Annotated in this window: 20 protein-coding genes and 1 pseudogene; 12 read left to right on the top strand and 9 right to left on the bottom strand. The window is 71.5% G+C overall.

Going from position 1 to position 22,620, the window contains the following annotated elements:
• Window positions 1-38: 38 nt before the first annotated feature.
• Window positions 39-1,514 (bottom strand): NAD-dependent succinate-semialdehyde dehydrogenase, encoded by a 1,476-nt coding sequence (locus ABT137_RS31085; protein ID WP_351714434.1) that lies wholly within the window; start codon window positions 1,512-1,514, stop codon window positions 39-41.
• A gap of 168 nt (window positions 1,515-1,682) precedes the next feature.
• Window positions 1,683-2,480, bottom strand: a complete 798-nt coding sequence (locus tag ABT137_RS31090) for an IclR family transcriptional regulator (RefSeq protein ID WP_351714435.1) — start codon at window positions 2,478-2,480, stop codon at window positions 1,683-1,685.
• Between the two features lie 245 nt (window positions 2,481-2,725).
• Here ABT137_RS31090 and fae point away from each other — a divergent pair, with 245 nt between their 5' ends.
• From fae to ABT137_RS31115, 5 genes are read left to right on the top strand one after another with little or no spacing between them, the layout of a single operon-like run.
• The gene (fae, locus tag ABT137_RS31095; protein ID WP_351714436.1) at window positions 2,726-3,289 is read left to right on the top strand and encodes a formaldehyde-activating enzyme; all 564 of its coding nucleotides are present in this window, start codon (window positions 2,726-2,728) and stop codon (window positions 3,287-3,289) included.
• Window positions 3,286-4,398 (top strand): mandelate racemase/muconate lactonizing enzyme family protein, encoded by a 1,113-nt coding sequence (locus ABT137_RS31100; RefSeq protein ID WP_089105969.1) that lies wholly within the window; start codon window positions 3,286-3,288, stop codon window positions 4,396-4,398. The genes fae and ABT137_RS31100 overlap by 4 nt, the downstream gene beginning before the upstream one ends.
• The gene (locus ABT137_RS31105) at window positions 4,395-5,915 is read left to right on the top strand and encodes an aldehyde dehydrogenase (protein ID WP_351714437.1); all 1,521 of its coding nucleotides are present in this window, start codon (window positions 4,395-4,397) and stop codon (window positions 5,913-5,915) included. Before ABT137_RS31100 ends, ABT137_RS31105 begins: the two co-directional genes overlap by 4 nt.
• 44 nt (window positions 5,916-5,959) lie before the next feature.
• Window positions 5,960-6,886: an NAD(P)-dependent oxidoreductase gene (locus ABT137_RS31110; protein WP_351714438.1), complete on the top strand. Its 927-nt coding sequence runs from the start codon at window positions 5,960-5,962 to the stop codon at window positions 6,884-6,886.
• Between the two features lie 49 nt (window positions 6,887-6,935).
• Window positions 6,936-8,096, top strand: coding sequence for an iron-containing alcohol dehydrogenase family protein (locus tag ABT137_RS31115; RefSeq protein ID WP_351714439.1), 1,161 nt, complete (start codon window positions 6,936-6,938; stop codon window positions 8,094-8,096).
• Between the two features lie 34 nt (window positions 8,097-8,130).
• Here the strand turns inward: ABT137_RS31115 and ABT137_RS31120 are convergent, their stop codons facing one another.
• The 4 genes from ABT137_RS31120 to ABT137_RS31135 are packed head-to-tail and all read right to left on the bottom strand — an operon-like array spanning window position 8,131 to window position 13,055.
• Window positions 8,131-9,381 (bottom strand): XdhC family protein, encoded by a 1,251-nt coding sequence (locus ABT137_RS31120; RefSeq protein ID WP_351714440.1) that lies wholly within the window; start codon window positions 9,379-9,381, stop codon window positions 8,131-8,133.
• The gene (locus ABT137_RS31125; protein ID WP_351714441.1) at window positions 9,374-11,500 is read right to left on the bottom strand and encodes a xanthine dehydrogenase family protein molybdopterin-binding subunit; all 2,127 of its coding nucleotides are present in this window, start codon (window positions 11,498-11,500) and stop codon (window positions 9,374-9,376) included. The genes ABT137_RS31120 and ABT137_RS31125 overlap by 8 nt, the downstream gene beginning before the upstream one ends.
• Entirely contained in the window at window positions 11,497-12,489 is a 993-nt protein-coding gene (locus tag ABT137_RS31130) for an FAD binding domain-containing protein (RefSeq protein WP_351714442.1), read from the bottom strand. Before ABT137_RS31130 ends, ABT137_RS31125 begins: the two co-directional genes overlap by 4 nt.
• Window positions 12,486-13,055, bottom strand: coding sequence for a (2Fe-2S)-binding protein (locus ABT137_RS31135; RefSeq protein WP_351714443.1), 570 nt, complete (start codon window positions 13,053-13,055; stop codon window positions 12,486-12,488). The genes ABT137_RS31130 and ABT137_RS31135 overlap by 4 nt, the downstream gene beginning before the upstream one ends.
• A 233-nt stretch (window positions 13,056-13,288) precedes the next feature.
• Here ABT137_RS31135 and ABT137_RS31140 point away from each other — a divergent pair, with 233 nt between their 5' ends.
• Window positions 13,289-13,915 (top strand): TetR/AcrR family transcriptional regulator, encoded by a 627-nt coding sequence (locus tag ABT137_RS31140; RefSeq protein WP_351714444.1) that lies wholly within the window; start codon window positions 13,289-13,291, stop codon window positions 13,913-13,915.
• 240 nt (window positions 13,916-14,155) lie between these two features.
• On the opposite strand, the pseudogene ABT137_RS31145 reads toward ABT137_RS31140, so the two are convergent.
• Window positions 14,156-14,710, bottom strand: a pseudogene (locus ABT137_RS31145) (transposase).
• 274 nt (window positions 14,711-14,984) lie between these two features.
• Here ABT137_RS31145 and ABT137_RS31150 point away from each other — a divergent pair.
• From ABT137_RS31150 to ABT137_RS31160, 3 genes are all read left to right on the top strand, one after another.
• Window positions 14,985-15,542: a TetR/AcrR family transcriptional regulator gene (locus ABT137_RS31150; protein WP_351714445.1), complete on the top strand. Its 558-nt coding sequence runs from the start codon at window positions 14,985-14,987 to the stop codon at window positions 15,540-15,542.
• A complete protein-coding gene (locus tag ABT137_RS31155) occupies window positions 15,539-16,432 on the top strand; it encodes an aldo/keto reductase (protein ID WP_351714446.1) in 894 nt (297 codons plus the stop codon). The genes ABT137_RS31150 and ABT137_RS31155 overlap by 4 nt, the downstream gene beginning before the upstream one ends.
• 105 nt (window positions 16,433-16,537) lie before the next feature.
• Complete coding sequence (locus ABT137_RS31160) at window positions 16,538-17,557, top strand: NADPH:quinone reductase (RefSeq protein WP_351714447.1); 1,020 nt, start codon at window positions 16,538-16,540, stop codon at window positions 17,555-17,557.
• 567 nt (window positions 17,558-18,124) lie between these two features.
• On the opposite strand, the gene ABT137_RS31165 is transcribed toward ABT137_RS31160, so the two are convergent.
• Together ABT137_RS31165 and ABT137_RS31170 are read right to left on the bottom strand one after the other, a co-directional pair.
• Entirely contained in the window at window positions 18,125-19,630 is a 1,506-nt protein-coding gene (locus ABT137_RS31165) for an ISL3 family transposase (protein ID WP_351714448.1), read from the bottom strand.
• A gap of 241 nt (window positions 19,631-19,871) precedes the next feature.
• Window positions 19,872-20,390, bottom strand: a complete 519-nt coding sequence (locus tag ABT137_RS31170; protein ID WP_351714449.1) for a winged helix-turn-helix transcriptional regulator — start codon at window positions 20,388-20,390, stop codon at window positions 19,872-19,874.
• Window positions 20,391-20,489: 99 nt separating this feature from the next.
• On the opposite strand from ABT137_RS31170, the gene ABT137_RS31175 reads away from it, so the two are divergent.
• From ABT137_RS31175 to ABT137_RS31185, 3 genes are all read left to right on the top strand, one after another.
• Window positions 20,490-21,275 carry an SDR family oxidoreductase gene (locus tag ABT137_RS31175; RefSeq protein ID WP_351714450.1) on the top strand — a complete coding sequence of 262 codons (786 nt, stop codon included), beginning with the start codon at window positions 20,490-20,492 and terminating at the stop codon, window positions 21,273-21,275.
• Between the two features lie 25 nt (window positions 21,276-21,300).
• Complete coding sequence (locus ABT137_RS31180; protein ID WP_351714451.1) at window positions 21,301-21,660, top strand: nuclear transport factor 2 family protein; 360 nt, start codon at window positions 21,301-21,303, stop codon at window positions 21,658-21,660.
• 629 nt (window positions 21,661-22,289) lie between these two features.
• Window positions 22,290-22,541, top strand: a complete 252-nt coding sequence (locus ABT137_RS31185; RefSeq protein WP_351714452.1) for a hypothetical protein — start codon at window positions 22,290-22,292, stop codon at window positions 22,539-22,541.
• The last annotated feature ends 79 nt before the right edge of the window (window positions 22,542-22,620 follow it).

Consider the following 22,620-nt stretch of genomic DNA (forward strand, 5'->3'; position numbering starts at 1 on the left):
TGAGCGGGCGGGGACGGGAAGAGGTTCGAAGGGGCCGGTCAGAGGGGCCAGTCGAGGGCGATGTACTGCGTCTCCAGGAAGGCCTCGATGCCCTCGCGGCCGCCTTCCCGGCCGAGGCCGGACTGCTTGACGCCGCCGAAGGGCGCGGCGGGGTCGGAGAGCAGGCCGCGGTTGACGCCGACCATGCCGGCCTCCAGGCGTTCGGCGAGGCGCAGGGCGCGGCCGACGTCGCGGGAGTAGACGTACGAGGCCAGGCCGTGGACGGTGGCGTTGGCGCGGGTGAGCATCTCGTCCTCGTCGGTGAAGGTGGTGAGCGGCGCGACGGGGCCGAAGACCTCCTCGTGCAGGATGCGGGCGTCGTCGGGGACGTCGACGAGGACGGTCGCGGGGTGGAAGTGGCCGGGTCCGTCCGGGACGTCGCCCTGGACGGCGATCCGGGCGCCGCGCGCCACCGCGTCGTCGACCAGGGAGCGGATCTTGGCCACGGCCGCCTGGTTGATCATCGGGCCGAGGGTGACGCCCTCCGCGAGGCCGGGTCCGACGCGGACGGCGGCCATGGCCGCGCCGAACTTCTCGGTGAACTCGGCGGCGACGTCGGCGTGCACGTAGAAGCGGTTGGCGGCGATGCAGACCTCGCCGCCGCCGCGCATCTTGGCGTCCATCGCGCCGCGCACGGCGGCGTCGACGTCGGCGTCCGCGCAGACCACGAAGGGGGCGTTGCCGCCCAGTTCCATCGTCACGTTGACGACGTTCGCGGCGGCCTGCTCCAGGAGCAGTCGGCCGGTGGCGGTGGAGCCGGTGAAGGAGAACTTGCGGACCCGTGCGTCGCCGAGCCAGGCGGCGACGACCTCGGGGGCGCGGTCGGTCGGCAGGACGTTCAACAGGCCCTCGGGAAGGCCGGCTTCGGTGAGCAGCGCGGCGACCGCGAGCGCGGTGAGCGGGGTCTCCGGGGCGGGCTTGAGCAGCACCGGGCAGCCGGCCGCGAGCGCCGGGGCGATCTTGCGGGTGGCCATGGCGGCCGGGAAGTTCCAGGGCGTCACGAACGCGGTGACGCCGACGGGGTGCTTGCGTACGACGTGCCGGTAGCCGCCGGCCGGGGCGTCCCCGAAGGAAGAGCCGATGCGGACCGCCTCCTCGGCGAACCAGCGGAAGAACTCGGCGGCGTACCCGACCTCGGCCGCCGCGTCCCGGTAGGCCTTGCCGTTCTCCAGCACGATGAGCCGGGCGAGGATGTCGGTGTGCTCGCGCATCAGCTCGAAGGTGCGGTGCAGGATCTCCGAACGGCGCCGGGGCGGTGTCGCCCGCCAGCCGGCCGCGGCCGACTCCGCCGCCCCGACCGCCGCGCGGGCGTCCTCCGCTCCGGCCGCGGAGACCTCCCGGATCAGGTCGCCGGTGGCCGGGTCGGACACGGGGTAGGTGCGTCCGTCGGCGGCCGGGAGCCAGCGGCCGCCGAGGAACACATCGCCTTCCGCGAGCGGCGCCTTGGCCAGGAGGTCGATGCCGGCGAGGTTCATGAGCTGCTCTTTTCTCCGTTCCGGACGAGGCTCGTCCGATGCGCGGTGAATTTACGAGCGCGTCATGGGGCCGACAAGGCAACCTCGACGGATCGCAACGGGGGTTGCTGTGAGGGCAACTCGCCGATCATCGCCGGTCATGCGGGAGAGCCCGCCGCGATACGGCCGTCAGGTGAGCCGGGCCCGCGCCGGCGGGGCCCGCCGGGGCTCCCAGCCCAGCAGCGACGACACCCGCGCCGCCGCCCGTGCCGTGGTACGCCCCGCCTCGTCGAGCCGGTCGCCGAGCCGGGCCTTCGGGGCGGAAATGTTGATGGCGGCGACGACCCGGCCCCGGAAGTCCCGGATCGGCGCCGACACCCCGACCAGGCCCTCCTCGAACTCCTCGCTGACCCGGGCGTAGCCCTGCCGCCGGGCGTCCTGGATGAGCGCCCACAGGTCCTGCACGGGCATCTCGCCGGTCGTCCCGAAGCGGACGTACAGCTCGTCCGGGGTCGAGTCGGCGAGCAGCACGCGCCCGGCCGACAGCTGCCAGGCGGGCACCCCGCGCCCCTCCCAGCCGTGCACACGGAAGGAGTGCCCGGAGACGGAGAGCAGGGTGAGGACGTCCCGGTCGCTGAGCACGCACAGGTGGCTGGTCTCCTCCAGGTCGGCCGACAGGGCGTGCATGACCGGCTCGGCCACCCGCACCAGCCGGCTCTCGGAGGTGCGGGCGACCAGGGAGAAGAGCCGCCAGCCGAGGCGGTACTCCAGGGTGTCGGGGTCGCGCTCGACCATGCCCTCGGCGGCCAGCGCCTTCAGGGCCCGGGAGATCTGGGTCTTCTCGCGGCCCACCAGCTGGGCGAGGCGTACGACGCCGAGGCCGCCGGCGCTCTGGGCCTCGTCGGAGGCGAGGGCTTCGAGGAGGTCGATGTCGCGGCGCAGGCCGTGGCCGCGGGAGGCCGCGGAGGAGTCGGTCACGGGGGCCATCGTATGCACGGAAACCGGCGGAGGAACCCCAGGTCAGCGTCGAAGTTGTCAGCAGAGCAACCGGCGTTTCGATTCCCGCCGGCGCCTTGCGAGGGGGTGGCGGCCGACCTAGATTCGCCGCATCGGGCCGGATGAACTGCACCGAATACGAGGTTCGTCCTCGAAAGCGGTTCGGCATCCGAGCCGCATACGAGGTTCGTCCTTCCGCGCCCGGTGAACCACGCTTCCCAGGCTCAGGAGATCCGATGCCCACGCCGGTTTCCCCCACCCGTCCGCCCGGCTTCGCGGCGACCGCGCTGATCGGCGAGTCGTTCGTCGGCGACGGCGCGAACGCCGCCCACACGAACATCGTGCTCGGACGCAAGGGCGGCCCCGTCGAGACCGCGTGGGCGACGGCGCTGGCCACCCCGAGCGCCGGGCACGTCCCGTTCCTCACGGTCGTCCGGCCGTCGGTGCCGGTGAAGCCGCTGACCCTGTTCGTGACCAAGGCGGCCGCCGCGGGCGAGCTGCACGAGCGGGCGACCTGGGGTTCCGCCCAGGCCGGCCTCGCGCAGGGGGTCGCGGACGCGGTCGAGGAGGGGCTGATCCCGGCCGCGGAGGCCGACGACCTGCTGATCATCGCCGCGGTGTGGGTGAACCCGGCGGTCGACGACCTGGACGCCTCCTTCCGCAACCAGCGCGCCGCCGCGTACGGCGCGGTACGGGCCGCCGTGACCGGTGCACCGACCGTCTCCGACGTGCTGGCGGCCGCCAAGGAGGGCGCCACGAACCCGTTCTACACGCCGACCGCCGAGGTGCTCGCCCGATGAAGATCACCGACATCGTCCTGGACCGGCTCCGGCTGGAGCTGGACCCGCCGTTCCGCGCCGCCTGGGACCCGGAGCCGCGCCGCGTCTTCGACGCGACGATCGTGCGCGTCCACACCGACGAGGGCATCACCGGCATCGGCTCCGGCGACCTGATGGACGGCTTCGAGACGTACAAGCACCTGTTCGTCGGCGAGGACCCGCTCGACATCACCCGGCATGTCCGGGCGATCGAGACCGCCAACTTCCACGGCGCCCACTACTGGCCGCTGGAGGCCGCGCTGTGGGACGTCATCGGCAAGGTGCACGGCCGCCCGGTGTCGGAGCTCTTCGGCAACGCGGCGAAGAAGCTGCCCGCGTACGCCTCCTCCGGCGAGCTGAAGTCCCCCGAGGAGCGGGTCGAGACCGCCCTGAAGGTGCGTGAGGCCGGCTTCCGCGCCATGAAGATCCGGATCGACCGCAACCGCATCGACGAGGGCATCGCGGCGGTGCGGGCGGTACGCGAGGAACTGGGGCCCGGCTTCGAGATCATGGTCGACCTCAACCAGTCCTGGCGGATGGCCGGCGACACCGCGAACGCCTCCGACCTCGCCAGGACCCGCAAGACCGTCGCCCGCCTCGCCGAACTCGACGTGTTCTGGGTGGAGGAGCCGCTGCCGTACGCGGACCTGAACGGCTTCCGGCAGCTGCGTGCCGAGAACCCGGGGGTGCGGATCGCCGCCGGCGAGATGCACCACTCCCCCACCGAGCTGCTGCGCTACCTCGAAGCGGACGCCCTCGACATCTACCAGATGGACGTGGTGCTCGCGATCGGCATGCACCGCGCCCGCACGCTGGCCGAGCTGGCCCAGCTGAAGCACCGTCAGTTCACCCCGCACAGCTGGACCAACGGCATCGGCGTGCTCGCCAACCTCCATGTCGCGGCGGGCGTCGGCGGCGGCCCGTTCTTCGAGTTCCCCTACGACCCGCCCGGCTGGACCCCCGAGCGCCGCGACTTCATGCTCGCCGAGCCGGTGCGGGTGAACGCCGACGGCGATCTGGAGGTCCCGGACCTGCCGGGGCTCGGCGTCGAGCTGGACGAGGACGCGATCGACCGCTGGAGGATCAAGTGACGAACACTGTCGACGAGTTGCTGGCGCGCTCGTACGAGGACTGGCTGGCCGCGGCGGACAAACTCGCCTTCGAGACACGCCCGTTCATCGACGGTTCCTTCACCGACGCCACCTCCGGCGACTCCTTCACGAGCACCTCGCCCCGCGACGGCGCGGTGCTGGCCCAGGTGCAGGCGGCGGGGGCCGAGGACGTCGACCGCGCGGTACGGTCCGCCCGGGCCGCCTTCGAGGACGGCCGCTGGCGTGACCTCGCACCCAAGGAGCGCAAGCGGATCCTGCTGCGCTGGGCCGAACTGATCCTCGCCAATGCCGAGGAACTGGCCCTGCTCGACACCCTGGAGATGGGCAAGCCCATCACCGAGTCGGTGCGCATCGACGTGGCCAAGGCGGCGGAGACGATCGCCTGGTACGCCGAGACGATCGACAAGACGTACGACGAGGTGGCCCCAACACCCGGTGACGCGCTGGCGCTGATCACCCGCGAGCCCCTCGGTGTCGTCGGCGTGGTCGTGCCCTGGAACTACGCGCAGCTGATCGCCAGTTGGAAGCTGGGGCCTGCGCTCGCCACCGGCAACAGTGTGGTCCTCAAGCCCGCCGAGCAGACCTCGCTCGCCGCGCTCCGGCTCGCGGCGCTGGCCACCGAGGCGGGGCTGCCCGACGGCGTGCTCAACGTGATTCCGGGGCGCGGGGAGGTCGCCGGTCAGGCGCTCGGCCGCCACCCCGAGGTCGACAAGATCGCCTTCACCGGCTCGGCGGAGGTCGCCCGCCTCTTCCAGGTGTACGCGGGTGAGTCCAACGGCAAGCAGGTCGCCGTGGAGGCGGGCGGCAAGTCGCCCCAGCTGGTCCTGGCCGACGCCGACATCGAGGCCGCCGCGTCCGCCGTGGCGTGGGGCATCTTCTACAACGCGGGGCAGACCTGCAACGCCGGTTCCCGGGTCGTCGTGCACGCCTCGGTCAAGGACCAGCTCCTGGACGCCGTACGGCGGATCACCGCCGAGACCTTCCGCGTCGGCGACCCGCTCGACCCGGCCACCGTCATGGGACCCATCGTGGACGAGGCCCAACTCACCAAGGTCATGGGCTACATCGAGCGTGGCAGGGCGGACGGGGCGCGGGTGCTGCTGGGCGGCGGGCGCACGCTCACCGACACCGGCGGCAGCTTCGTCGAGCCGACCGTGCTCGACGGCGTGGCGAACACCTCCGTCGTCGGCCGGGAGGAGATCTTCGGCCCGGTGCTCGCCGTCGTGTCGTACGAGGGCGATGTCGACGAGGGCGTACGGCTCGCGAACGAGAGCGACTTCGGGCTGGTCGCGTCCGTCTGGACCCGGGACGTGACGGTCGCCCACCGCACCGCGAAGCGGCTGCGGGCCGGCACGGTCTGGATCAACACCTTCGACGCGAGTGACGTCATCACCCCGTTCGGCGGCTTCAAGGCCACCGGCGCGGGTCGCGACAAGTCGCTGCACGCGCTGGACGCGTACACGGCGCTGAAGACCACCTGGATCAACCTGGCCTGAACGGCCCCGTCCCCTTACTTCACCATCACCTAGCGAGGACAACGATGAGGATCGGTTTCATCGGCCTGGGCAACATGGGACGCCACATGGCCCGCCACCTGATCCAGGCGGGACACCTGGTCACCGTGCACGACTCCCGGCCCGAGGCCGCCGCCGAGCACCTGGCGCTCGGCGCCCGCTGGGCCGGCACCCCGGCGGAGTGCGTGGCCGACGCCGAGCTGCTGGTCACGATGTTGCCCAACCCGCGCATCGTCGAGGAGGTACTGCTGCGCGGCGGGGCCGCCGAGGCGCTGCCCGAGGGCGCCCTGTGGGTCGACATGTCGACCTCCACCCCGGCCGTCGCGGACCGGATCGCCGCCGACGTCCTGGACCGGCGCGGGGTGCGCCGCCTGGACGCCCCCGTCAGTGGCATGGCGCGCGGTGCCGAGGCCGGGCGGCTGCAGATCTTCGTGGGCGGTGCGGCGGACGACTTCCTGACCTGCCTGCCGGTCTTCGAGGCCATGGGTGACCCCGACAAGGTGCTGCACGTGGGTCCGCCGGGGGCCGGGTACACGGTCAAGCTGATGATCAACCTGCTGTGGTTCACCCACCTGGTCGCCACCTCCGAGGTGCTGGCCATGGGCACGAAGGCGGGCGTCGACCTGGGCGTGCTGCGCAGCTCGCTGCTCGCCAGCCCGGCCGCCTCGCACTTCCTGGAGCAGGACCTGCTGTCCGTGCTGGTCGACGGCGACTACGACGACTCGTTCGCCATGGTCCTCGCCTGCAAGGACCTGGGCCTCGCCGTGGACCTGGGCCGCGACCTGGGCGTCGCCACGGAGCTCTCCGCGCTCGTGGAGCAGATCTACCGCCGCTCCAAGGCTGAACACGGCGACCTGGCCGGGGAGATGAGCCCGGTCCGGCTCTACGAGGCCCTGGCCGGGAGGGAGTTCCGGCTCCCCCGCCCGGAGGAGGCCCTGCTGAGCCCCGCCTGAGCCGATCCGCGTCCCCCCTTTCCCCTCGCGTCTCCAGGAGCCGTACGCCATGGGCGAGTCCCTCACCAGCCAGCTGACCGTCGACCCCACCTGCCGTATCGAGTTCGGCCCCGGCCGCCTCTCGCACCTCCCCGACCTGGTCTCCTCCCTCGGCATGAGCCGCGCGTTCCTGGTCACCGACCGCGGGCTGCGGGCCGCCGGTATCGCCGACCGGGTGCTCAAGGTGCTGGACGCGGCGGGCGTCGAGCACGGGGTGTACGACGGGGTCGGCGCGAACCCCTCCACCGGCAACGTCGACGAAGGCGCCGCCCGGGCGCGGGAGTTCGGCCCGGCCGTGGTGGTCGCGCTCGGTGGGGGCTCGGTCCTCGACGCGGCCAAGGGCATCTCGCTCCTGGTCGGCAACGCGGACGCGGCGGCGGCCGACGCCGACGCGCTGTGGGAGGCGCTCGACGGGCTGCCTCTGATCGCGATCCCGACCACCTCGGGCACGGGTGCGGAGACCAACGGCTTCGGCGTCATCGAGGACACCGAAGCCCGCCGCAAGGTCTACCTCGGCCACCCCTCGGTGAAGCCGCGGATCGCGCTGCTCGACCCGGAGCTGACGCTCGGGCTGCCCGCCCGGATCACGGCGGCCACCGGCATCGACGCCCTCGTGCACGGCATCGAGTCGCTGGCCTCGCGGGGCGCCAACCCGGTGTCGGTGGCGTACGCGACGCAGGCGGTGGCGATGGTCGGCCGCTGGCTGCCCGTCGCCCACGCCGACGGCTCGGACCTGGAGGCGCGGGCGGGGCTGATGCTCGGCGCCCACCTGGCGGGCCAGGCCCTGACCATCTCCGGGCTCGGCCTGGTCCACGGCATCGGGCACGCCCTGACCGCCCACACCGGGACCCCGCACGGGGTCGCGCTCGCCGCCGTCCTGGAGGAGGTCCTGGAGTTCAGCGCACCGGCCGCCCAGGAGGCGTACGAGCAGACCGCCCGCGCCCTGCGCCTCGCCCCGCCCGCCGACGGCGACTGGGCCCGCGCCGCGATCGGTGCCGTCCGCGAGATCTCCGGCGCCCTCGCCATCAAGCAGCCCCTGCGCGAGCTGGGCGCCCGCCCGGACCTGCTGCGCCCGGTCGCCGCGGGCGCCCTCGCGGACGCGGTCACCCGCAACGCGCCCCGGCAGCCCACCGAGGAGCAGATCCTGGGGATCCTCGAAGCGGTGTACTAGGACCGGGGCGGTCCCCGGACATGACGGAGGCCGGCTACACCGCCCCTTTCACGCCCTCCAGCGGCGTCGCCTTCCTCGCCGTGATCGCGGCGGTCGGCACACCTCGCCGTGCCGCTGCCCACTCCGCCGTGGCCCGGTGAATCGGCGTCCCCGAGCCGGTCAGCGGTGCACCCGTCCCGCCCCGCCGGACTGCGACGATCTCCGCCGCGATGGACAGCGCGGTCTCCTCGGGCGTACGGGCGCCGAGGTCGAGGCCGATGGGTGACCGGAGCCGGGCCAACTCGGCATCGCCCAGGCCCACTTCACGCAGCCTGCGGTCCCGGTCGGCGTGCGTACGGCGGGAGCCCATCGCACCGACGTAGGCGACCGGCATCCGTAGGGCCGCCTCCAGCAGGGGCACGTCGAACTTGGCGTCGTGGGTCAGCACGCACAGGACCGTGCGCGCATCGGTCTCCGTGCTGCGGAGGTAGCGGTCCGGCCAGTCGACCACGACCTCGTCCGCCTCGGGGAAACGGGCCCGGGTCGCGAAGACGGGGCGGGCGTCGCACACGGTCACGTGGTGGCCGAGGAGCTTTCCGGCCCGCACGAGTGCGGCGGCGAAGTCGATCGCGCCGAAGACGATCATGCGGGGTGGTGGGACACGGGTCTCGACGAACAGGGCGAGGCCGCCGGGGCAGTGGGAGCCGTCCTCCGAGATGTCGAGGGTACGGGTGCCTCCGGCGGCCAGCGTGGCCAGGGCCTCGGAGGTGATCCGATCCACGGGGAGGGTCGTGGACGCGCTGCGGGTCCGCTGTGGCTTGCCGCCCCCACGCGGCGGCGCCGCAGAGGTCACGGTTCCGCGCTCGTGGGCGGGTGCGTGCACAGGTGTGCCGAGAAGTCCGGCCGGTCCACGTATCACTCTGGCCAGTGCCGTCGGCTCCCCCCGGGCGGCAGCCGACAGCGCCGCCTCGTACAGCTCTCGGTCCGGTGCGTCCCGCGTCACCGGAGTGACGAGGATCTGGATCACTCCACCGCACGTCAGGCCCACCGCGAAAGCGTCCTCGTCGCTGTAGCCGAATGTTTCGAGGACCGGCTCACCGTCAGCGAGGACCTGCACGCACAGGTCGTACACCGCACCCTCCACACAACCACCGGAGACCGAGCCGATCGCCGTGCCCGCGCTGTCGACCGCGAGGGCGGCGCCGGGAGGGCGCGGCGCGCTGCCGCCGACGGACACCACCGTGGCGACGGCGAAGTCGCGGCCCTCCTCGGCCCACTTGCTCAACTCCGCGGCGAGGTCAAGCATCCCGGCCTGCCCGCAGGACGCGGTCGGGGCGGATGGGCAGGCTGCGATGGCGTACGCCGGTCGCGTGCCAGACCGCGTTGCCGACCGCCGCCGCGGCGCCCACGATGCCGATCTCGCCGATGCCCTTGACGACGAGGGGGTCGTCCTCGTCCGGGTCCTCGGGCAGCCAGTCCGCCTCGACGAGCGGGACGTCGGCGTTGGCAGCGAAGTGGTAGCCCGCGAGGTCGGCGCCGACGTGGGCGCCCGAAGCCCGGTCCCGGACCGCCTCCTCGTGCAGGGCCATGGAGATGCCCCAGATCATGCCGCCGACGAACTGGTTGCGGGCGGTCAGCGGGTTGATGATCCGGCCCGCCGCGAAAATGCCGAGCATCCGGCGGACCCGTACCTCGCCGGTCGTGACGTCGACGGCGACCTCGGCGAAGTGGGCGCCGTAGGAGTGCCGTTCCTTCTGCGGGAGTGCCGCGATGGCCGCCGCGGTGTTCGAGCGGACGGTGACGCCCTCCGGAGGGATGCCGCCGCCCAGGGCGAGTCGCTCGCGCAGTTCGTCCGCCGCCGCGGTGACCGCCCAGGACCAGGAGCTGGTGCCCATCGAGCCGCCCGCGATCATGGCCGGGCCGAAGTCGCTGTCCCCGATCAGCACCCGGACGCGGTCCGGCGCCACCTCCAGCGCGTCGGCGGCGATCAGGGTGAGGGCCGTACGCGCGCCGGTGCCGATGTCCGCCGCGGAGATACGGACGGTGAAGCCGCCGTCGGCCTCCGCGGTCACCGCCGCCGTGGACGGCACGGCTGCGGCGTGGAACGAGGCCGCCGCCGTTCCGGTGCCGAGCAGCCAGCGGCCGTCGCGGCGCAGGCCGGGACGCGGATCGCGGTCGGCCCAGCCGAACCGCCGGGCGCCCTCCCGGAAGCAGGCGATCAGATCGCGGCCGGCGAAGGGCAGCCCGGACACCGGCCCGGTCTCGGGCTCGTTGCGGGCGCGCAGCTCGATCGGGTCGACGCCGCACTTCTCGGCCAGTTCGTCGAGCGCCGACTCCAGCGCGAACGACCCCGGCGCCTCGCCCGGCGCGCGCATCCAGGTCGGGGTCGGCACGTCGAGCCGTACGATCCGGTGGGCGGTGTGGTGGGCCGGGGCGTCGTAGAGCACCCGGGCCGGCATGGCGGCGGGCTCCAGGAACTCGTGCACCGTCGAGGAGAGGTTCAGCGACCGGTGCTCCAGCGCGCGCAGCCGCCCGTCGGAGTCGGCGCCGAGCCTGACGCGCTGTGCCGTGGGGCTGCGGTAGCCGACCAGGGAGAACATCTGACGGCGGGTCAGTACGACGCGGACGGGGCGGCGCAGGAGGGTCGCGGCCATGACGGCGGCCACCTGGTGGGCGCGGACGCCCTTGGACCCGAAGCCGCCTCCGACGTGTTCGGAGCGCACGCGCACGGATGCCGGGTCGAGCGAGAACAGGTTCGCGAGTTCACCCTTCACCCAGATGGCGCCCTGGTTGGAGTCGACGACGTCAAGAAGTCCGCCGTCCCAGCGGGCGGTCGCCGCGTGGGGCTCCATCGGGTTGTGGTGTTCCTCGGGCGTGGTGTACTCGGCGTCCACGACGACGGCGGACCGGGCGAGTTCGGCCTCCAGGTCGCCCTTCGCGGTCACGGCCGCGGCGTGGGGCACGTCCGCCGCCGTGTACGCGTCCGGGCGCCCGTCGGCGAACGCGATGTCGTGCGGCTCCCGGTCGTAGTGCACCACGAGCGCCTCCGCGGCCTCCCTGGCCTGCTCGGAGGTCTCGGCTACGACCAGCGCCACGGGCCAGCCCGCGTGCGGCACCCGGTCGTGCTGGAAGAGCGCGATGGACGGGTCGGGCCTGTTCCCCATGAGCCCGGCGTAGTCGGTCTCCAGGTGCGGGGCGTTCCCGTGGTGCAGAACGGCGAGGACGCCGGGCATGGCCAGGACGGCGTCGGCTTCCACGACCCGGATGCGGCCACGGGCGACCGTGGACAACACCAGCCAGCCATGGGCGAGTTCGGCGAAGGGGATCTCTCCCGCGTACCGGGCGGCGCCGGTGACCTTGTCCCGTCCCTCCACGCGGGTGTGCGCCGTGCCGACGGAGCCCTTCAGGGGGGTGACGGTGGTCATCGGGCCGCCTCCTCGGCGAGTTCGGTCAGCACGGCCACCACGAGGTTGCGCATCAGGGTCACCTTGTATCCGTTGTGCGGCAGGGGCCGGGCCGCCGCCAGTTCGGCGTCCGCGGCGGCGGCGAAGGTACGGGCATCGGCCGGCGCGCCCCTGAGCACCCGCTCGGCCTCCAGGGCCCGCCAGGGCCGCGACGCGACCGCCCCGAGGGCGAGCCGCACCTCCCGTACCGTTCCCGCCTCGACGTCGAGCGCGGCGGCGATCGACCCGATCGCGAACGCGTACGAGGCCCGCTCGCGCACCTTGCGGTAGCGCGAGGTGGCGGCGACCGGCGCGGGCGGCAGGGTGACGCCGGTGATCAGCGCGCCCGGCGGCAGGGCGGTCTCCCGGTGCGGGGTGTCGCCGACCGGCAGGTAGAACTCGGCGAGCGGCAACTCGCCGGGCCCGTCGGCCGTTTCGTACGACACGACGGCGTCGAAGGCGGTGAGCGCCACGCCCATGTCCGACGGGTGTACGGCCACACAGTGGCCGGAGGCGCCGAGTATCGCGGCGTTGTGGTGCTCACCCGCGATGGCCGGGCAACCGCTGCCGGGAGTGCGCTTGTTGCACGGCTGGGTCACGTCGGCGAAGTAGCCGCAGCGGGTGCGCTGGAGCAGGTTCCCGCCGACCGTGGCCATGTTGCGCAGCTGCCCGGAGGCGCCGGCCAGCACCGCCTGCGTCAACGCCGGGTAGCGGCGCCGCACTTCGGGGTGGGCGGCGAGGTCGCTGTTGGTGACGGTGGCGCCGATCCGCAGGCCACCGCCGGGCGTCGACTCGATGCGGTCCAGGGGCAGTTCGCGTATGTCGACGAGACGGGCGGGCCGCTCGACGCCGGTCTTCATGAGGTCGACGAGGTTGGTGCCGCCGCCGAGGAACCTCGCGTCGGGATCGGCGTCGAGCACCGCGACCGCGCCGGAGACGTCGAGTGCACGCTGATAGCCGAACTCCCTCATGCCGCCGCCTCCGTGGTCTCCGTCTCGGCCGCGGTCGCGGCCGCCTGGGCGACCGCCTGGACGATCGACACATACGCACCGCAGCGGCACAGGTTGCCGCTCATCCGCTCGCGGATCTCCTCGGCGGTCAGCGGCGGCGGTCCCGCCTCGGGCCGTACGTCGCCGGTGACGGCGCTCGGCCAGCCGGCCGCGTGCTCCTCGATCACCGCGACGGCCGAGCAGATCTGGCCGGGTGTGCAGTAACCGCACTGGTAGCCGTCGAGGTCGAGGAAGGCCTGCTGCACGGGGTGCAGCCGTTCACCGTCTGCCAGGCCTTCGACCGTGGTGATCTCCCGCCCCTCGGCGGCCACCGCCAGTTGCAGACAGGCCACGGCCCGTCGGCCGTCGACCAGCACCGTGCAGGCCCCGCACTGCCCCTGGTCGCAGCCCTTCTTGGTGCCGGTGAGAGCAAGTCGCTCGCGCAGGGCGTCGAGGAGGGTGGTTCGATGGTCGACGGACAGGGAGTGCTTCTCGCCGTTGATGTTCAGGGTGATGCCACTGTGCGTCGACGGACTGGCTGGAGTCATGATCAGCCTTCTTTCACAGATCCCGAACGCACCGAGAAGGCGGTCCGGCACGCAGGCGTAGGGGAAAATCGGGTGCACCGGGAGACAAATAAGCAGCTCAGTACATGGCTGGATCAGCTCGGCCAGGGCTATGATGCATCCAACCGGACAGCTGTCCGCTACCAGGAAACGTATCGGACAGCTGTCCGCTTAGCAAGGCCGGGCCCCTCCGCGAGCCCGCGAGGAGGGCACGAGTGCCGGAGAAGAAGGACGCACCGCTGCGCTCCGACGCACAGCGCAACCGCGAACGCATCCTGGAAGTGGCGCTGGCCGAACTGACGCGCTGCGCCGACGCCCCGCTGAGCGCGATCGCCAAGAAGGCGGGCGTCGGCCAGGGCACCTTCTACCGCAACTTCCCCAACCGCGAGGCGCTCGTCCTGGAGATCTACCGCCACGAGATGCAGCAGGTCGCCGACTGCGCGGCCGACCTCCTCGAAACCCGGGAGCCCGACCGGGCCCTGCGCGAGTGGCTGGACCGGCTCGCGCGGTTCGCCATGGCCAAGGCCGGTCTGGCGGACGCGATCCGTCAGGTCACACGCGCGCCGGGCGCGGCGGCCAAGCCGGAGCACACCCCGGTGACCGCCGCGTCCGAACTCCTGCTCCGCGCCGCCGAGAAGGCCGGCACCATCCGCCCCGGCGTCACCGCGGACGACTTCTTCCTCGCCATCAGCGGCCTGTTCACGATCGACCCGCACAGCGACTGGGAAGCACGAACCGCCCGCCTCTTCGACCTGGTCATGGACGGACTGCGGGTGGGAGCACCCGGACCGAACACCGGCCCCGCAGAAACTCCGGCCAGGTCTTCGACAGACCCGCGGTGATCTCCTCCGGCTCCGGCAACAACATCTTCACCGGCCTCCGAGCAAAGGCGCCGACGAGCGGCATGCTCAACCCCGAAGCCGGAAACACCCCACGCGAAAAAGGGCCCCCGCGGGCTCTCGCCTGCGAAGACCCTTCGCACCGTCGGGACGACAGGATGTGAACCTGCGACCCATTGACCCCCGGTTGTGGAGCCACTGAGCGGCGTGCGACGGGTCGTTCTTCGAAGTCGGTGAGCGTTTTCAGCGTTGCCGCTCCAGGGTGAGGACGGCGGCGGCGATTGACGTCGTTCGATTCGGGCTGCACCGGCCCTGCGGAAGATGCGCCACGACTTCAGTCGTGCCGATGCCGCGCTCGACCGGTGCCCGTGCCGCGGACAGCGCACGGTTGACGGTCCGTTGGGTGGGTGTGAGCTCGCGGCCCGGTGGGCGTCTGAGGGCTGTCGTCACCCATGGGCCGGCTCCGATATGGGCGAGGACGGGAATGCTCTGACGCTCACAGATCCTGATGATCTGGTGGGTGCGGGCCACGGTGAGGGCGTGCAGCAGACCGGGCGTGCGGCCGGCGAGCAGGTCGACGACGGCCGTGGTGCAGGCATGGGCGGTGCCGACGGAAATGCCGAAGCCGGCCGCGAGTCGGGCGAGGGTGTCGTGCCGCCGCAGGTACACCAGGCCGACCAGCGCACGCCGGTGCGGCGGGAGCTTGCAGCGGCGGTCCCCCTCTCGGGTGACGATGAGCATGGTGACCCACTCGACCAGGCCGTGGGGCAGGCCGAGTGCGGCAGAACACGGAACCAACGCGGCTCCTGTGCCTGTGGGCTGAGACTTCGAACACCTCCCCCAACGGCACGGGAGCCTCGTGCGTTGCGCACACCGCTCGCGTCACCTGATCAGCGGCCACTCCGAAACAGCGCACTGACCCGCCACGGTCCGCCTGGCAAACCGTCGCGAACCGGCTCCGTCATCACGACCGGCCTGTTCTTGTGCGACCTGCTCCATCACAAAAGAAACAGCCATTCTGTTAGTGTCTCCCCACAAGCAGAACAGGGATTCTTTTTGTGAGGGGGGTGTGGTGCCGCGACTCACCGACGCGCGCAAGGAACTCCGGCGCGCCCAGATCGCCGAGGCCGCTGTCCGCTGCTTCGGTCGCAACGGCCTGGAGCGGACGTCGATCGCCGACATCATCGCCGAGTCCGGCCTCTCGGCCGGCTCGATCTACGCGCACTACCGCAACAAGGCCGACCTGGTCCAGGCAGTTGCCCGCGGAGATCTCGCCGAGCGCGCCAAGGTCCTCGGCGAGCACGCCGCGAGCGACGCCCCGCCGGACCCCGACGAACTACTCGCCCGCCTCATCGCGGCGATCGACCCCGTCAAGGCCCGGCTCGGCGTACAGACCTGGGGCGAGGCGACCACCAACCCGGCCATCCGCGACATCGTCGTCGACATGACCGACCGGATGCGCGCGATGCTGCACGACTGCGTCACTGCGTGGCTGGTCAAGGTCGAGCACCACGAGCCGGCCGAGGCCCGGGAGAGCGCCGCCCCGATCGCCCACCGGGTGATGGCGCTCTATCAGGCCGAACTGCTGTATACCGCCTTGCAGTCACTGCCCGAGGAGACAGCGCCATGACCACTCCCACCGCTTCGTTCGCCGGCCGCACCGTTTCCCGGATCGGCTACGGTGCGCTGCAGCTGGAGCGCCTGCGCGACCGCCGCGGCGAGGCCGTCGCGCTGCTGCGACACGCGGTTGAGCTGGGCGTCGACCATATGGACACCGCCGAGTTCTACGGCTTCGGTTTCGCCAACGACGTGATCCGCGAGGCACTGCGCCCCGAGGACGACGTCCTGGTCGTCACAAAGGTCGGCGCCGACCCCAACCCCGGCGGTCACCCGCCGCTGCGTCTCGCGCAGCGGCCCGAGCAGCTGCGCGCCGGCGTCGAGGACAACCTGCGCAGCCTCGGCGTCGACCGACTCCAGGTGGTCAACCTCCGCCGCCTCGACTCCGGCCCGGGGCTGCGTCCCGAGGGCGACCAGGTGGTCGACCTCGACGACCAGCTCGCGGTGATGACCGCTCTGCGCGACGAGGGCAAGATCGGTGCGATCGGCCTGAGCAGCGTCACTCTCGACGTCCTGCGCCGCGCCCTGCCGGCGGGCATCGTCTGCGTGCAGAACGCCTACAGTCTCGTCTCCCGCGACGACGAGGACATGCTGGAACTGTGCGTGGCCGAGGGCATCGCCTGGGTGCCGTACTTCCCGCTCGGCGGGGCCTTCCCGGGCCTGCCCAAGGCGACCGCCGAGCCGGCGGTGCACGCGGCGGCCAAGTCCCTGGGCGTCACAGCCACTCAGGTCGGCCTCGCCTGGTTGCTGCACCACGCCCCGAACGTGCTGCTCATCCCCGGCACCGCCGACCCCGCCCACCTGGAAGCCAACATGGGCGCCGGTGAGATCACCCTCGACGCCGCGACCCGCGCCGCCCTCGACGCCGTCGAGTCCCGTTCCAACGAGGTCCCCATCGGCTGACCGGAGCCCACGGGACTCTGGGCGCGACCACACGCCACCGGACACCCCGACGGAACTCCCGGCCGCGCCGGGAACCCCTTCTTCACCAGGTTCTGAGGACGAATCATGAAGGCCATCATTTACCGCGACGCCGGCGGCCCCGACGTTCTTCGGCTCGTCGACCGCGACCTGCCCGCGCCCGGCCCCGGCGAGGTACGCGTCCGGGTCGCCGTGTCCGGGGTCAACCCGACCGACTGGCAGACCCGCTCCCGCGCTGCCCACCCCCGGCACTTCTCCGAGGTCACCCCGCACCTCGACGGCGCCGGCACGATCGACGCCGTCGGTGAGGGGATCGACCGGAGCCGGGTCGGTCAGCGGGTCTGGCTGTTCATGGCCGCCGCGGGGCGGCCCACCGGTACCGCCGCCGAGTTCACCGTCGTGCCCGCCGAGCGGGCCGTGCCGCTGCCCGACGAGGTCGGGTTCGACGTCGGCGCCTCACTCGGCGTCCCCGCGCTGACCGCGCACCGCGCGCTCACCGTCGCCGAGGACGGGCCGCGCCGTCTGCGGCCCGGGGCGCTCGACGGCAGGGTGGTGCTCGCCGCAGGCGGTGCCGGAGCGGTCGGGCATGCGGTGATCCAGCTCGCCCGGTGGGCCGGCGCCACCGTCATCAGCACGGTCAGCAGCCCGGAGAATGCCCGGCTGGCCACCGCCGCGAGGGCCCACCACGTGCTCAACTATCGCGAGGGCAACCCGGCCGCAGAGATCCGCAAGATCGCCCCGGACGGCGTCGACATCGTCGCCGAGGTGGCGCTCGGCACCAACCTCGCACTGGACCTGGCCGTGCTGCGGACACGCGGCACGATCTCGGCCTACGCCAACGACGGCGGCAAGCCGGTCGAATTGGACGTGCTGCAGAGCATGGTGCTGAACGCACGCCTGCAGTTCCTGGTGCTCTACACAGCCGGTCCGGAAGCACACGCCGCGGCAGTCGACGACGTAGCCGCCGCAGTCCGCGACGGCGCGCTGCCGGTCGGCGAGGAGCACGGCCTGCCGCTGGTCCGCTTCCCGCTCGACCGCACCGCCGACGCGCACCGGGCGGTGGAGAACGGAGCCGTCGGCAAGGTCCTGGTGAGCATCATGTCGTGACACCCAGCCGGCCGCCGTGCGAACACAGCGCCATAGACGAGGACGACCTCATCGCCCACACCAACGCCAAGCTCCTGGACCGCACACGACGCTTCCTGCACGTCCTCGGCGGCACGCTCCTTGGCGCAGTCGTCGGAGCCGCTGGCACGCTGGGCTCGGCAAGGATCACCAGCCGGGCACAGACGAGCACGGAGGAGCAGAAAGCCCGTCGGCAGGCGTACAGCACGTGCGCGACGGCCCTTCTCGCCGGGCGGAACGCCGCAGCCGCACTGTTGGACGTGTTCAAGAGCGACGACTTCGACCATGCCGCCGTACAGGTCCGGCTTCAGGAGGTCGACGGACAGCGTGACGCGGTCGCGCGGGCCGTCGGCGCGGTGGCGGTCGAGGGCCCGTACGCCGTCGCCCACGATGCCGAGATCGCTGCGAAGGCCATCGAGCTTCTGTCCGAACGAATCCGCGACTGGGCTGCGGAAGTCGCCGGTGGTCGTGACCGCGACGAACTGCTCCAGAGCCAGTTGCGGTTCGCCTTCCAAGACCAGGGGGAAATGGAGCGGATGGTCGACAATTTCACCGCCGGGTCCCGCAAGGTACTCCGCCCCGCTGAGCAGGACCAGTCGATACGCAGGAGACTCCTGCGACACCGAGGAAGCCGGCGAAGCCCTTCATGGGCTTCGGTGCGTCCTGCTCGGCCTGCCGGATCCACTCCAGCAGGAGGTATCCGCGCTGGTGGCGGACCAGGTCGGCGAACGCCCGAGCGAGATCACAGGCCCGGGTGATGTCGGGGCAGGAGAGCCGGACTTGAAGGAGTCGCTCCTCCTGGCATTCGGTGAGCGTCTCCCGAGGCCGCATGATCCACGAGGTGATCTTGCGAGGGCTCGGAATGTCGGCCCGGACCGGTTCGGCGGTGCCCGCGCGAAGGGCTGCGAGGTGTTTGCGGACGACCTGGCGGCTGCCGCGAGCGTGAATCTCCAGGAACAGGCGTGTGCCGCTGGCCTGGCCTTGGGCTTCGGTGAAGCGGGCGTTGAGATATGCCTTGAACGGCTCCAGGACGCCGTGGGGGCGGCGCTCGCGGGCGGAGGCCAGCAGCTCGTCGAGGTCGGTGTCGCGGAAGCGGCGCACGGTCTTGCGGTCGAGGTTCGGACGGCGGGCGATTGCGCTGATCGTCCAGCGTTTCTCGAGCAAGCGGTGGATGTCCTCGTAGCGATGGCGGGTGCGTTCGATGATCTGAGTGCGGGGCAGTTCCGCAGGCGCTAACAGCATCGGGATCGGTTCCGGCACTTCAGTCACCGTCTCCTCTTCGGTGCGTTTGCGCAGGCAGTCGCGGTGCTGGTGGCAGGTCTTCTCCACCGCGGCGGACAGGTTCTGCAACAGGTGCCGGCGATCAGCGACTTCCAGGGCATGCGGGGCGGCTTCCCTGACCGCCTTGGTGCAGGCGGTGGCCCGGTCCCGGCAGATGATCTCGGCTCCAGGATGCTTGGTGAGCCAGGCCGCGAACGTCTCCGAGGTGCGGTCGGTCAGTACGTCCACGACCCGGCCGGCCTCGACGTCGACCAGCACGGTGCCGTAGGTACAGCCCTTACGGAAGGCGAACTCATCCACCCCCAGCACCCGCGGCGCACGATCCGGAACCGCCGGCGCCGTCAACAGCCTGAGCAGCCGGGTCCGGCCCGCGACCAGCCGCAGCCGGCGGCACAACCGCGCGGCCGGACGGCCGCCCAGTTCCACCGCGATCGACCGCAGCCACCCTGTCAGCCCGGTGCTGGAGCGGCGGTGCCGCTCGGACAATCCCGGCACCTGCTCGACGAACGTCTTGCGGGAACAACTCTTCCGATCACAGAAGTACCGGCGGACCCGCAGCCGGACTATGACCCGGCGAGGCCCCAACGGCCTTTCATTCAGGGCTCGTTGATACGTGCTATGTATGCGCCTCGCCTGTTTCCCGCAGCCCGGGCACCGGCCCGGGCGAGCCGTGGACACAGCCTCCACCACGAGGACGTCGGAGGAGTCGCTGACGTGCTCCACTCTCACATCGATACCGGGAAACAGCACAGCCCCGACCGCCTTGCTCGCCATGCCGGGACATACTCTGCCGAAACGATCCCTCGCTCACCTCCCTGACCTGGGGATTCACGAAACTGCGGACAGAGCCGTGGAAACGACCGGTATTGCTCCTCGCCTCACTTGATCCAGTTCGCAACGACTAGGGAGGGTTGGCAGGTATCACGCCGGCGACAAGCCGGTGCCGCGAGGCTGATCAGGTGCAGCCCGTGCTCGCGGCCCTGCTCAAGGCTGTACGAGGCTCTTCCGGGCAGACTTACGCCTCTTGCGCGGGAATGGTCGCCCGTGCCGCATAGCGGCTGCGCATCGCGTCGCTGGCTGCGGGGCCCGCGGTGAAGACGTAGGCGGCACTGTCGTCGAGTCGGCGGCCGGTTTTGGCGTCGACGACGACGGGCTCGACTTCCTCGCCACTGTGCGCGTCGACAAGGATCATGCTGCGCTCTGTCGGCGTGAGGCGGGCATTGCCCCACGCGGCCAGGGCGACGATCACCGGGCGCAGCGAGCGCCCGAGCTCGGTGAGTACGTACTCGTGCCGGACGGGGCTGGTCTGGTAGGGCCGGCGCTCCAGCAGACCGTCCGCGACCAGGGTCTTCAGCCGGGTGGTGAGCATGCTGGAGGAGATGCCCAGGCTCTCCTGGAACTGGTCGAAGCGGGTGTAGCCGTCGAAGGCGTCGTGGAGGATCAGCAGTGTCCACCACTCGCCGACGTGTTCCACCGTCGTGGACAGCGGGCACTCCCGGTCCTCCAGCCTGATCCGGCTCGCCACGGCGACCATCCTCTCAGTTACTGCTAAAGTCGAAGTCAGTAGCTTCTATTTTAGCAGTAGAGACGGGAGCGGCGCCTCGTATACCCGCGCCCGGAAACGGAGCACAACGTGGCCACATCCATCAGCGAATCCCTCGAAGGCCGACGCGCTCTGGTCACCGGCGGCACCAAGGGCACCGGAGCCGCCATCACCCGACGACTCGCCCAGGCCGGCGCGACCGTGCTGGTCACCGCCCGCAGCCGCCCCGACGACGTCCAGGAGAAGACGTTCATCACCGCCGACCTGTCCACCGCCCAGGGCGCCGCCCACGTCGCCTCCGAGGTGGACGCCCGCACAGGCGGCGTCGACATCCTGGTCAACACCCTCGGCGGCTCGGAGGCACCGGCAGGAGGATTCGCCGCTCTCGGCGAGGACGACTGGGCCAGGGAGCTGAACACGAACCTGCTGGCCGCCGTCCGCCTGGACCGCGCACTCCTCCCGCACATGATCGCCACGGGCAAGGGCGCAGTCGTGCACGTCACCTCGATCCAGCGCCGCATGCCGCTGTGGAACGGCACCCTGGCCTACGCCGCCGCCAAGGCCGCCCTGACCACGTACAGCAAGGGCCTGGCCAACCAGGTCGCCCCACACGGCGTCCGCGTCAACACCGTCTCGCCCGGCTTCGTCCAGACCTCGGCCGCCGACAACCTCGTCGCCCGGATCGCCCACGACGCCGGCATCAGCCAGGAAGCGGCGCTGGGCCGGCTCATGGACTCCCTGGGAGGCATCCCGCTCGGCCGTCCCAACCGGCCCGAGGAGGTCGCCGAGCTCGTCGCCTTCCTCGTTTCCGATCGCGCCTCGGCCATCGTCGGCGCCGAACACGTCATCGACGGCGGCACCACCCCCACCGTCTGAACCCGCCACCACCATCAGGAGCGTCATGCACGACAACCAGCCCCGCACCATCCCCCCGGACGACCTGCCCGAGGTAGTCACCCGCTACCTCACAGCGCACCGCGCCCACGACACCGCCACCGCGGTCACGACGTTCACCGACGACGCCACAGTGATCGACGACGGCAACACCTACCGGGGCAGCGCCGCGATCGAGCAGTGGCTGGACCGATCCGCCACCGAGTTCACCTACACCATCCACCTCACGAACGCCCAGGAGACCGACCCGGCCCACTACATCGCCACACACCACCTCGAAGGCAACTTCCCCGGCGGCACCATCGATCTCCGCTATCAATTCACGCTGCGCGACGACCTCATCGAACACCTCACCATCGAACCCTGAGCCCGCTCCCACACCACCTGTTCCCGCCCACGAGAGACCCCACCCACCCCAGACCGCCCCGTCCCAGCCCTCGTGCCCACCCAGCCACCCGACCAAGAGCCAGCCCTCAAGTTCCGCATCCACCCGCAGATCAGCACTTGCACGCCTGAGGAATCAAGGCGAGCGACTCCGGGGCCATCCTCAGCACAGGGTGAGGAGATTCAAGGCTCTGGCCGCAGTTTCGTGATCGCCTCGAAGCTGGGCTGGATACTCTTACGGCGCCCAAGCCGGCGTGCCCCGCACAGCAGGACCCGCCACCCCCTGTGCGAGGGGGACCTGTGGGGAACCGAATAGGGTGGGTGGGCGTCTTGAAAGCCATGATCAACGATTCGAGGATGGCGTCACACGGGCGGCGACGCGTGGCGGCTTCAGTAATCGTGGTTGCGGCAGTCGTGGTTCTGGCCGGGTGCGGGAGCAGCACGCCGCAGCCGGTCGGGGATCCTGATCCAGGCGGATGGTTGCTTGCGGCGATCAAGCCGGTGCTTGCCGTCGCTCCGGCGGGGGCGCATATCTCTTCGAGGAACGCGACCAAGCCGAGGTGGGACTCCTGTGATGGGATTGAGTCCACTTACGGCTGGGACGAGCCGACGGTGAACCTGGAGTTCACCGGCGGAGGCACGGACGCGCAGGTCGTCGCGCATCTGAAGTCAGCCCTGCGAAAGTCGGGCTGGATCTTCGATACCGCGAACTCCGCCCTCACCGGGCCTTGGTACTGGCACAAGACCGTGGCCAGGAACGTCCAGGGCACCGTGCAACTGCTGGGTGGTTCGGCCTTCAACCCCTCCGACTGGGACCTCCAGGCCACCACTCCCCCGGCCACCCACCCGGTCACCGGCTGCTGAACCGTTCCCCACCTCCTACAACCGCTTGTCAGCGTGTGCAGGAGAACTGAGCACTGCCCACCCAATCAAGATCATTCAC

It is taken from the genome of Streptomyces sp. NPDC001980 (genome assembly GCF_040296885.1).
Lineage (GTDB): Bacteria > Actinomycetota > Actinomycetes > Streptomycetales > Streptomycetaceae > Streptomyces.